Origin of the sequence: Candidatus Hakubella thermalkaliphila, from assembly GCF_013281975.1 — a bacterium.
GTDB classification, from domain to species: domain Bacteria; phylum Actinomycetota; class Humimicrobiia; order Hakubellales; family Hakubellaceae; genus Hakubella; species Hakubella thermalkaliphila.
The window spans coordinates 1-2,388 of the sequence record NZ_BLRZ01000187.1 but is presented as its reverse complement, the minus strand read 5'-3'; the positions used below and the strand labels follow the sequence as shown (position 1 = coordinate 2,388).

3 protein-coding genes and 1 pseudogene are annotated in these 2,388 nt (G+C 50.8%); all 4 read right to left on the bottom strand.

All coding sequences use genetic code 11. From position 1 onward, the window contains the following. Nucleotides 1-206: hypothetical protein (locus tag HW443_RS10705; protein ID WP_176238180.1), on the bottom strand; the 206-nt coding region annotated here is incomplete at its 3' end. Nucleotides 207-290: 84 nt separating this feature from the next. Continuing rightward, the gene (locus HW443_RS10700; protein ID WP_176231029.1) at nt 291-1,325 is read right to left on the bottom strand and encodes an N-acetylglucosamine kinase; all 1,035 of its coding nucleotides are present in this window, start codon (nt 1,323-1,325) and stop codon (nt 291-293) included. Between the two features lie 110 nt (nt 1,326-1,435). Further along, a complete protein-coding gene (locus tag HW443_RS10695; RefSeq protein WP_176235688.1) occupies nt 1,436-2,176 on the bottom strand; it encodes a PIG-L deacetylase family protein in 741 nt (246 codons plus the stop codon). Nucleotides 2,177-2,197: 21 nt separating this feature from the next. Continuing rightward, nucleotides 2,198-2,388 (bottom strand): annotated as a pseudogene (locus tag HW443_RS10690) (hypothetical protein); the annotation flags it as partial.

The following is a 2,388-nucleotide window of genomic DNA, read 5'->3' as shown; positions in this document are numbered from 1 at the left end:
AGCCAGATGACTCCGATCTCCTTTTGGCCTCGCCACTCATCCATTACAGCAATCTCCAGTTGTCCCAGGCAGCGCCGCCAAAATATCTTATCCGGACTCTTGCGGCCAAAGGCCAGATAAGCATCATAACTTTTGAAGACCGCCCGGTGCTCCTCTAGAGAATCCCATATTTTTCTAAGACAGCTTTCATCGGCCTGCCTTATCACTGTAGCCTCTCAGCCCTCAACCTTGACCGATGTGGAGGTCATATTGGTAGAGGAGGAGCTGGGATTTTGACCCCGGCTCTAGTCTTACAAATTGGCATCTCCGCCCCCCGACCAGCGCTGGCTATTCCCTGTCTCACCAGGCAAATTCCAGCTTATTCCTGAAGCCGGAATGTACACCCCCTTATCTTCTAAGGCCAGGAGATAGCCTCCTATTGCAGGCTCAAAGAGGGGGAAAACTACTTTGGCGCTGGGGGCGAGTTGGTGAAGGGAAAGGGTAAGCTGGTCCATAAGCAGGGGGTTCTCTCCCCCATATACCCCTCCTACCAGAACTACCTCCACATCCTCATCTTCTAGCCTCATCCGCTTTATCAGCCATCCCCCTATCTCCCCCAGTACCCTTCCCTGCTGAAGCAGGATACTTTGGCATACCTCATCACCCTCAGAGGCCAGTTCAAATAAGACGGGCACTAGATTTAGAAGATTCCTCAGCTCAGAACTGGTAAAGGAAGGAGAGACGAAAAAGCTAAAGAGCATATCTGCCAACACATCATAACCGGGAAGGGATAGGCTCTTCAAAACCTCCTGCTCCAGCTTAGTCTTGGGTCCTATCCCATCATAGGAACGAAAGGCATAGTGGAGAATATCCCTTATCATGTACAGGGCTCCCGCTCCCAGACCATATTCGTAGCCCATACCCCTCACGGTAAACCATTCCCCCTGGGGAGTACATATACAGGCGTTGCCACCAGTTCCACAAACCAGGGCTACCCCCCATCCCTTCCTGGCTCCTCCTTTAAGGGCTATCCAGGTGTCGTTGACCACCCGGAAGGAAAGCGACGGAAAGCTGGAACTTAAAGCCTTCTCCAGTTCCCTAAAATGGGCTGGAAGGTCTGCCCCGGCCAGACCAAAGACTGTCCTCTCAACCTGCCCCAGGGAGAGGGAGGACTCCGCTAAGACACCCCCAACAGCCATCTTGATAGCCTCCAGCGCCCCTTCTAAACCTATAAGTTGAAAATTAGAAGGCGGCCCTTCTCCTATTCCCAGGATTTCTCCTTTCTCATTACCGAGTACAGTTTTGGTCTTAGTTGCACCACCGTCCACTCCTAAAAAGTAACCCATCTGGTCCCTCCCTAAGTTTTGTTAGTGTGCTGTCCCGCATATACCTTTACTGTTTTTGTCATCCCGAGCAAGGCTCAAAGCAATATCCCGTCCCCTTTGGTAAAGAAGGTTTAACATTCTAAGGTATCCACATTGGCGTGAAGATGGGAGGGGGTGAGAACCTTAAAGGCTTCGGCCTTCTCCATACCCTTCCCCTCGCCCCATTCCTTAGACCTCAGACCCAGATAAAGGGATAGCTTTTGAAACAACTGCGGGGAGAACTGGCTTTCGTGCTTCTTGATGGCTTCCAGCTTCTTCTCCCAAAGAGAAGTTACATCTACAAAAGTGTTAGGTCTATGGGTGGCATAGAAGGCAACAAAACTTAGTTGATGAGTGACTCCCTTCGGCTCAAAGTGGGGGAGGGGAGAGAAGAGAACCGCTTCTGCCCCGGCTAAGCCTACCACCACATGTCCCGAATGAGCCTCATAGGGCAGCCAGGGATCAGGAAGAAGAAGCCCATCTGGCCTTTCCTCCCGAATTAACCTTATAAAGACTTTCCTTAACTCCTTGTGGGATAAAGAGTCAGCATCAGGATAGCCGAGAAAGATAAGCCTGGAAACCCCCAATACCGAAGCGGCTTCCTCTGCTTCCCTTCTCCTTATCCTGATTAAATCCTCTGGTTTTAGCTCTGGGTCCCAGGTCCCCATAGCCCCATCGGTAACGGTAACATAGACCACTTCCTTTTTCCTCTCCCTCATCAAGGCCACAAAACCTCCAGCAAAGAGTTCAGCGTCGTCTGGATGGGGTTGAATGATCAGAAATTTATCCCCGTCCTCCATCTTCGGTATGACAATGATATTCCTGGCTCTCATAGCATCCACCTTTGGCGCCACCTACGGCATACCCTTTATGGGAACACTCATCTCCGCCTCCACTGCCTTTAACCTCTCTCCAGAGAGAGGGTAATAAAAGATAAAAACGAAGGCGAGGGCTAAAGCAGCTATAGGAATAGCGCTCATAAGAAGCCTTAGGCCCAGAAGAGCTGAGGCAGGTTGAATCAAGAGTTGGGCATCATAACCAGATC

What these genes read in the sequence shown, in the direction of transcription:
- HW443_RS10695 (WP_176235688.1), bottom strand. Translation starts at nt 2,176, where the DNA reads ATGAGAGCCAGGAATATCATTGTCATACCGAAGATGGAGGACGGGGAT.
- HW443_RS10700 (WP_176231029.1), bottom strand. Translation starts at nt 1,325, where the DNA reads ATGGGTTACTTTTTAGGAGTGGACGGTGGTGCAACTAAGACCAAAACT.